Annotated in this window: 6 protein-coding genes and 1 pseudogene; 2 read left to right on the forward strand and 5 right to left on the reverse strand. The window is 47.2% G+C overall.

What is annotated here, in order from left to right:
• Window positions 1-54: 54 nt before the first annotated feature.
• The 5 genes and pseudogenes from bioD to ACRBG0_RS25980 all read right to left on the reverse strand — a co-directional run bounded on the left by bioD (window position 55) and on the right by ACRBG0_RS25980 (window position 4,879).
• On the reverse strand, window positions 55-699 hold the full coding sequence (gene bioD, locus ACRBG0_RS25960) for a dethiobiotin synthase (protein ID WP_431489747.1): 645 nt from the start codon (window positions 697-699) through the stop codon (window positions 55-57).
• Between the two features lie 244 nt (window positions 700-943).
• A complete protein-coding gene (locus ACRBG0_RS25965) occupies window positions 944-2,050 on the reverse strand; it encodes an aminotransferase class I/II-fold pyridoxal phosphate-dependent enzyme (RefSeq protein ID WP_431489748.1) in 1,107 nt (368 codons plus the stop codon).
• Window positions 2,051-2,302: 252 nt separating this feature from the next.
• Window positions 2,303-3,052, reverse strand: a 750-nt coding sequence (locus tag ACRBG0_RS25970; RefSeq protein WP_431489749.1) for an MFS transporter, incomplete at its 5' end; no start/stop codon positions are given.
• Between the two features lie 2 nt (window positions 3,053-3,054).
• Window positions 3,055-3,507 (reverse strand): annotated as a pseudogene (locus ACRBG0_RS25975) (MFS transporter); the annotation flags it as partial.
• Between the two features lie 157 nt (window positions 3,508-3,664).
• Window positions 3,665-4,879, reverse strand: a complete 1,215-nt coding sequence (locus ACRBG0_RS25980) for an HD domain-containing protein (RefSeq protein ID WP_431489750.1) — start codon at window positions 4,877-4,879, stop codon at window positions 3,665-3,667.
• A gap of 160 nt (window positions 4,880-5,039) precedes the next feature.
• Here ACRBG0_RS25980 and ACRBG0_RS25985 point away from each other — a divergent pair, with 160 nt between their 5' ends.
• Window positions 5,040-6,128, forward strand: coding sequence for a PhoH family protein (locus ACRBG0_RS25985; RefSeq protein WP_020537956.1), 1,089 nt, complete (start codon window positions 5,040-5,042; stop codon window positions 6,126-6,128).
• A 143-nt stretch (window positions 6,129-6,271) separates the two neighbouring features.
• Window positions 6,272-7,522: a 3-phosphoshikimate 1-carboxyvinyltransferase gene (locus ACRBG0_RS25990; RefSeq protein WP_431489751.1), complete on the forward strand. Its 1,251-nt coding sequence runs from the start codon at window positions 6,272-6,274 to the stop codon at window positions 7,520-7,522.
• The last annotated feature ends 245 nt before the right edge of the window (window positions 7,523-7,767 follow it).

Raw genomic sequence — 7,767 nt, forward strand, 5'->3', positions numbered from 1 at the left:
CAAAAATGGCTCAACTTACCCCGTAGGGATGCCTATGGCATTTTTTGCGCAATACTAATGCATTAGGGTTTCGAGGAGTTGGGGCTTGATGAGACGTGCCGTTTCATCAATGGCGGACAAAGATAGTTCACTCAGTTCGGGAATGCGAAACAAGAGGGGAACTTTGGTCATTTGCAAAATGATTTTTTCGGTACTAGGCGTAGAAGGGCCATTGAAAACAATACCAACAATAGGAACTCCGGCCTGTTGTAGCTGGGCAATGCTGAGCAAGGTATGATTGATACTGCCCAGATAGTTGCGGGAAACCAAAATCACGGGTATTTGTAAATCACACATCAAGTCCAAGAGTGTGTCTTGCTCATTGAGAGGGACCATCAAGCCACCAGCACCTTCAATAATAAGCGTTTTGTCGGTGGCTGGCACTTGGAAATCACTCCGCTTTATATGTACACCATCAATAGCGGCAGAAGCGTGAGGCGACATAGGCTCGGTCAACCGGTGTGTTTCCGGATGAAAGCGAGGGTGGGGGAGAGACAGACCGTTCCACTTGGCTACTTTCATACTATCGGTGTGGTGTAAATCGCCAGATTGAACGGGCTTCCAGTAGTCAGCTTGGAGGGCTTTGACTAAAATAGCGGAACAAACAGTTTTTCCTACTTCGGTACTTATACCGCTGACGAAGATTTTTTTGGGGAGCATATTTTGTTGGATTAATTCTTGTCTGAAATTTTACTTGTGGCAGAAAGTGTTGCACTGGGCTTGCGGTAGTGCTCGTTCCTCGCGGCGGTGCCGACTGCGTCGGCGGTAGCCGCGCTACGCGCGAGCTTTAGCGAGCATTCCCGCGAACGCTAGTGAGCATCCCGACGAAAGGTCGCATAAGCGTAACGAACACCTCCTGCCAAGCGTGGAAACAAAACATAAAGCTCCTCCCTACATCACTTTTTTACACAAAATCACTAGCAGCCAGTATATTCAACAACTGATCGATCTCTTCGTTCGTGTTAAAACTGTGTAGACAAATACGGAGGCGCTCTTCGCCCTGAGAAACAGTAGGATAGCGGATCGGGAGGATAGCCAAATTATTTTCCTGGAGATGTGCAGCGAGCTTCATCACTTGTGCATTGCCGGGGCAGATAACCGCTTGGATAGGGGTAGTGCTGGGAATTAGGGCGGTGCGTAAACAGGCGGGGCAGTTGGCTAAGAAATACCTGACCCGCTCTTGCAAAATTGCTACTTCTGAACCCGTAAAGAGTGCCTCATAAGCTGCTTGAATACTAAGTAAAGTATGTTCGGGAAGTGCTGTTGCATAAATAAAGGATCGCGCAAAATTGAGGAGGTAACTTTTCAGTAGTTGACTGCCGACAATGGCGGCACCGTGGCTACCGATGGCTTTGCCAAAGGTGTGAACACGGGCCCAAACTTGATCTTCTAGGCCGAGAGCACTTACCAAACCTTCCCCTCTTTTGCCAATAACGCCGGTGCCGTGTGCTTCATCTACAATGAGTAAGGCGCCGTGTTGTTGGCAAATGTCAACCATAGCTGCCAGTGGTGCTTGGTCGCCATCCATAGAGTAGACACTTTCTACGACGACGAAAACCTGTCCTTCTGTGCTTTGTAGTTTTTTAACTAAATCCGTCAAGTCGTTATGTACAAAACTCAGGGCTTTGGCTCGACTCAGGCGGATGCCATCTCGCAGAGAAGCGTGTATAAGTTTATCGTAGACAATAGTGTCACCTCGCCCGGCTACTGCCGGTAAGAGGCCGATGTTGGCTGCATATCCGGAAGGAAAGAGGAGTGCAGCTTCGGCACTATGGAAATCAGCAATCTGTTGTTCCAAAGCTTCCGCCAAGGCAGAATTTCCACTGATTAGTCGTGAGCCGGTCGCTCCTCCGCTAGTAGGAGAGGTAACCCTCAACTTACGAGCAAAACCCAGGTAGTCATTGGAACAAAAATCTATCCGCTCACCAATAGGTGTGGGCAGCTGGCGAAGTAGGCCCTGCGCTTGTCGGGTATCCAGCTCGTCTTGCATTTTTTGTAGGAAGGAACTCATGGCGCGAAGATAGGGAGATATTCCTTTTTTGTATTCTGGTTACTTTTGTATCACCTTCCATAACCCATAGCTGATTAACAGGGTATAACTCGTTCTTATGAGGCTGTTGATACTAGCGGGGGACCTTCTTTTCCCTCCTTCTCATTGCGCAAATTGATGCGGCTTACGTTGCATCAATGAAGATCACCTACTGGTTTATTTCGGTACGACCTACGGAGTGGCACGTTTAAAATAAGGTGAGGTGCTCGTGAGTTAAGAAACTGTCTTCAACTTACGCGCGAGTATTATGGCAACGACCGACATGATGATCGCGAAATACCCGACATACTGGTAATGCCCCAGACTTCCGTCGGGATTTTCGATGACAATCATCCCCGCAATAAAGGAACTGAGGGCCAAGCCCGCCTCGTTGATAGAGGCCCGAATACTCATAAAACTGCCCCGGTTCTCTGGCTTTACCACAGAGGTCACCAAGGTTGTCGCTGGAACATTACGCCCACTGGCGACGAGAAAAAAGCTGGCACTCGCCATAAGGGCTAAAGGCAAAATGACGGGTGGTAGATTGGTGATCGCAAAAATGGAAAAGAGCGCCAAAATGCTTGATAAAGTAAATATGAGGATGTGCCCAAACCGGTCGGCCAAGCGGCCGAAAAGAGGGAGGCAAACCACCGTTACAGCGCCACCAATAGCATAAAGAAGCGCCACCTCCTTGGAAGTGAAGCCAATGTTGAGCTGCATATATGGCGCAATGAAAGGAATGATGGTGAAATGCCCCAGCATGAGTACCAAGCTAAAAAGTAGGGCACGGAGTTGGTTGGGGTCAGAACTGACGAGTCGGATGATTTCTCGTGGACTAGTATTGATAGTGACCCCGTCTTTTTGTTGAAAATGATATCGTAGAGGAGGAATCACAAAATAAGAAAGGACTAAAAAAGCACAAGAAAGTGCACCAACTACCAAAAACGGTGCACTGGTTCCGTACTCGTCGGCCAGGAAAATACCNNACCCGCAGGTACCCCCGCAATTGAGGCCGCGGAGAAGGAAATCATGATCTTTCCGATAGCCGCACCACGTCGTTGAAAGGGAACAATGTCACCAATTACAGCCAGAATAAGTGCACCCAATGTACCCCCAAATGCACCAGTAAAGGCTCGGGCGGTAAGGAAAATACCATAGCTGGGCGCAAAAGCACAGGCCAGCGTGCCGATAGTAAACCCTAGATAAACGACGAGTAAGGCATGGCGTCGATCAAATCTATCGATAAACATAGCGCCAAACAATCCTGCCGCAAACGCAGCGAAAGCATAGGCGGAGACAAGCAGACTAAACTGTTGGGGATTGATATCGTAAAGATCCATGAATTGTTTGCCCAGTGGCATCATGATCATAAAATCTACGATGTGGGTAAACTGTAGGGCTGCTAGCAGAAGAATAAGGAGGTTTTCGTTTTTGATCATGTTTCTTCTGCCGGCCCGGAAGGTTCCGGTTGTTGGCGGTTACGTGGAGTGATTTTAACTTGTAGGGAAATGGAACACAACGAGGCATTGGATAGTTCTGAAATTACTTTTTTAAAAGAAAAGAAAAAGGCAATACATTGAGCTTTCCCCGCAAGTGCTAGATTTTAGGGTAGCAGAGATAATATTTGGTAAACATTCTCGGGGAAACAGTGCTGTCGGACAATTCAGACATTGGTAGCACTTTCCCGGACTTCATAAGGATACTTATTTCGTCTTTATAAGCAGAATATGAAGTATTGGTCTCTTTGCCCTCAATGACAAGTTGGTCACCAGCGGAGGGAGGGAGGCCAGGTGCTTCATTGATCTTTTTACGAATGCTTTCGACATAGTCCTTAGCAAAGGGTTCATAACTAAACTCCAGACGGAACAGTCGCCGGTTAGCTAAACCGCGTGCCAGGAAAGAAAGGTTAGGGTCTTCGTTATCCTGCCATTCCTTGACGGCTGCTGCAATATCGGTATCGTCGAGACGGGAAAAAACCTGGAGGAGTTCATCGCGTTTGGTGTGGAAGTCAGTGCTGGAGAGATCACGATTTTCGAGAAAATAACGAAGAACGGAAGGAGCAGGGAGCAGATGTCCTTTACTGATCAATTCTTTAGCACGTTCCATGATTTTGATAAGCATCAACTCCGCGGCCAAGACCGTTTTATGGAGATAGACTTGCCAGTACATCAGGCGGCGGGCCGTAAGAAAGCGTTCGATAGAATAGATGCCTTTTTCTTCGACCATCAGTTCCCCTTCGTGTACCGTCAGCATCTTGATAATACGATGATAGCCGATAACCCCTTCGCTAACGCCAGTAAAGTAACTGTCGCGGTTGAGGTAATCCATTCTGTCCATGTCTAGTTGACTGGACACAAGTTGTGCCAAGAATGGTTTGTGATAACGACCTTGGAATATATCAATGGCCAAGGCCAATTCACCATTAAATTCCTCGTTGAGCTTCTCCATAAAGAGTAACGATAGCTCTTCGTGATGAACTTTAATCAGGGTGTGTTCTAGGGTATGCGAAAACGGGCCGTGGCCAATATCATGTAGCAGGATAGCGATTTGTACCGCCTCGGATTCTTCCGAACTGATATCAATGCCTTTGGCTCTGAGGGTTGCAATGGTCTGGCGCATCAAGTGCAGTGCTCCTAGTGCATGATGAAAACGAGTGTGTAGTGCTCCGGGGTACACATAATGAGTAAGGCTCAGTTGCTTGATTCGCCGCAGCCGCTGGAAGAAAGGATGTTCCACCAAATCAAATAAGGTGCCGTAAGGAACCTGGATAAATCCATAAACCGGATCATTGAAAATTTTATGCGACTTCATTCTTTGCTGTTTAGGGTTGGTAAAATACGGTTTAAGCTAAGGATAGGGTTGGTCTATGTCGGGAAAAAAGGCCAGGGAAGGAAAACTTCACATATAGTTAAGCCTGATTTTGCTAAATTTGTTCTGTAGGGATGCCTATAGCATTTTCTATCAAAGAACGATGGAACCTTTTAGTTGGCTCATTCGTTTCATTACCATTAATCATGGAATGGTCACAAAAGACCCTCTTCCGTATTCGTTAAATATAGAATACAACTACTTGAGCGAAATTATCCTGCAGGTGGATGGAGTAGATCCACTGACCCTTTTTGGTCAAAAAAACAGAAACTTAACCTTAGTACGCGATGCTATCCCTGAGGTAACGATCACCAGCCGGGGAAGTAACGTTAAGATCAAAGGTGAAAAGAAATTCACACAAAAAGCCAAAAGCCGTATAGAGCTTATGGTGCGCCTACTCAAGGAACACCATGAACTCACAGAACAGACAGTCAAAGACTTGTTGAAAGGCGAAAATCCCTTCGATACAAAGTTGGGGCGTGGTAAAGGCACCAAGACCATCCTTCATGGTCGTACTGGTAAGCCGATTAAAGCCAAGACGATCAACCAGCAGGTTCTAGTAGATCGTGCAGAAATCAATGACGTAGTTTTTGCTGTTGGCCCAGCAGGTACAGGTAAAACCTATACAGCGGTAGCCTTGGCCGTTCGCGCATTGAAGAATAAGGCTGTTAAAAAGATTATCCTGACACGACCTGCTGTAGAAGCAGGAGAGAGCTTGGGCTTTTTGCCTGGTGATCTGAAGGAGAAAATTGACCCTTACCTGCGCCCTCTGTATGATGCGTTGGATGATATGATTCCACCGGAGACTTTGACGAAATTTATGGATACGCGGGTCATTGAAATTGCTCCGCTAGCCTATATGCGTGGGCGTACGTTGGATAATGCTTTTATCATTTTGGATGAAGCGCAAAACTGTTCGACGGCACAGATCAAGATGTTTCTTACTCGTTTAGGCCCTTCCGCTAAGTGTATTATTACAGGCGATTTATCACAGGTAGATTTGCCATTCAGCCAAAAGTCGGGTTTGCGTAAGGCTATTGATTTGCTTACCAATATCGACGGTATTGGACTGGTGAAGTTATCTGCTGATGATGTGGTACGCCACCGTCTGGTGAAGGAGATCATCCGGGCTTATGAAAAAGAGAGCGAACGCAAGCGACTGTGGCGGGAAGGCAACCGAGAAGAGGAATAATTTGGTGCCAACTATTAAGTGGTTTTAGACTTCGAATAGAAGCCTGCATTTTGTAAGAAAAACATATTTGTTCTTCCTTATTCAGTAGGACAAAGAGGAAAGCTGCTATTTTGTGGCTTTCCTTTTTTAATCAATATCCAATTATGGACGTTCGACATATATCCAAACCGGATCGGCACCTTAAAGGTGAAATTCAACTGGCGGGTTCCAAGAGTATTAGTAACCGAGCTTTGATCATTCAGGCACTTTGTGTCGAAGATTTCGAGATCAAGCGGTTAGCTAATGCCAAGGATACGGAAACGCTTCAGGCTTTACTGAAGAGCAAAGAGGAGTTGCTGGACGTTGGTGCAGCAGGTACCACATTCCGTTTTCTGACGGCTTATTTGGCAAGCCGGCCTGGTACTCAGATACTCACTGGTTCGGAACGGATGAAGCAGCGCCCCGTCGGCGTACTAGTGGAAGCTTTACGATCGCTCGGCGCCCAGATTGAATACGTAGAAGCCGAGGGCTACCCTCCCTTGCGGATTGATTATCAAGCAGGGTTTGGAGAAGACGCCCACCTCCGTATTCCTGCAAGTACGAGTAGCCAGTACATTACGGCATTGCTGCTGTTGGGGCCGACATTGCCGCAGGGGATAACGTTGGAACTGGAAGGAAAGATTGTCTCGCGGCCTTATATTGAAATGACGCTGGGTTTGATGAAGCATTTTGGTGTGTCACACACTTGGGAGGGCAATATTATCCGTGTTGAACACCAAGCCTACCAGGCGAATGCTTTTACGGTGGAAGCCGATTGGTCAGCAGCTAGTTATTACTACAGTTTGGCCGCATTGAGCGATAGTTGTGATTTACAATTGAATGGCTTATTTGCAGATAGCTTTCAGGGAGATTCCGCTTTGCAGCATATGTATACGAGCTTTGGTGTGCAGACGGTATTCAATGAAACAGGGCTGCGGTTGACCAAGGAAGCGGGTACCGCTCCTCCTGCTCTTTTTGAATACGACTTTATTGCCTGTCCAGATATTGCCCAAACCTTGGCAGTGACTTGTGCCGGGTTAGGAACGCAGGGGTTATTTACCGGTTTGGAAACGTTGCGGATCAAAGAAACGGATCGTATTGCGGCCCTTAAAAATGAGTTGGCCAAGGTCAATTCCTTTTTTACTCCTTTACCGGCGCGATTCTCCAAGAATTCGCAAAAAGAATACTTCATGCTTGAAGGCAAAGCAGCGTGGACAGCACCCCCTACTTTTGCGACTTACGAAGATCATCGTATGGCGATGGCTTTTGCTCCATTGGCGTTATATGCCCCGGTAGCTATTGCTGAACCGGAGGTGGTCGTAAAATCTTATCCCGATTTTTGGAAAGACTTAGGAAGCTTGGGTTTTGAGTATTAAGAGGTGCCTTTTTCCAACCGAAGTGAAAGTGCGAAAGGCGGGAGCCTGGAGCCCGGTGCCAGGATGGCGCAAGGCCGAAGGATGGGCAGGAGCGGCAGCGACAGACAGCCTGGTGCCGTAGGGGGGCTTGCGCAGCAGCACCACTACCGGCACGGCCCCAAATAATATGAGTCATCCCGAATTTTGGCTTAGGCAAAAATTCAAGTTGACTACAACTAAAAACGAGTCATTAAGCATCTGAAAAG

The organism is Lewinella sp. (assembly GCF_050633125.1).
GTDB lineage: Bacteria > Bacteroidota > Bacteroidia > Chitinophagales > Saprospiraceae > Lewinella.

Bases quoted from the DNA above. Each gene is read 5' to 3' on its own strand.
- bioD (WP_431489747.1), bottom strand. From the start codon at position 699: ATGCTCCCCAAAAAAATCTTCGTCAGCGGTATAAGTACCGAAGTAGGA.
- ACRBG0_RS25990 (WP_431489751.1), top strand. From the start codon at position 6,272: ATGGACGTTCGACATATATCCAAACCGGATCGGCACCTTAAAGGTGAA.
- ACRBG0_RS25980 (WP_431489750.1), bottom strand. From the start codon at position 4,879: ATGAAGTCGCATAAAATTTTCAATGATCCGGTTTATGGATTTATCCAG.
- ACRBG0_RS25985 (WP_020537956.1), top strand. From the start codon at position 5,040: ATGGAACCTTTTAGTTGGCTCATTCGTTTCATTACCATTAATCATGGA.
- ACRBG0_RS25965 (WP_431489748.1), bottom strand. From the start codon at position 2,050: ATGAGTTCCTTCCTACAAAAAATGCAAGACGAGCTGGATACCCGACAA.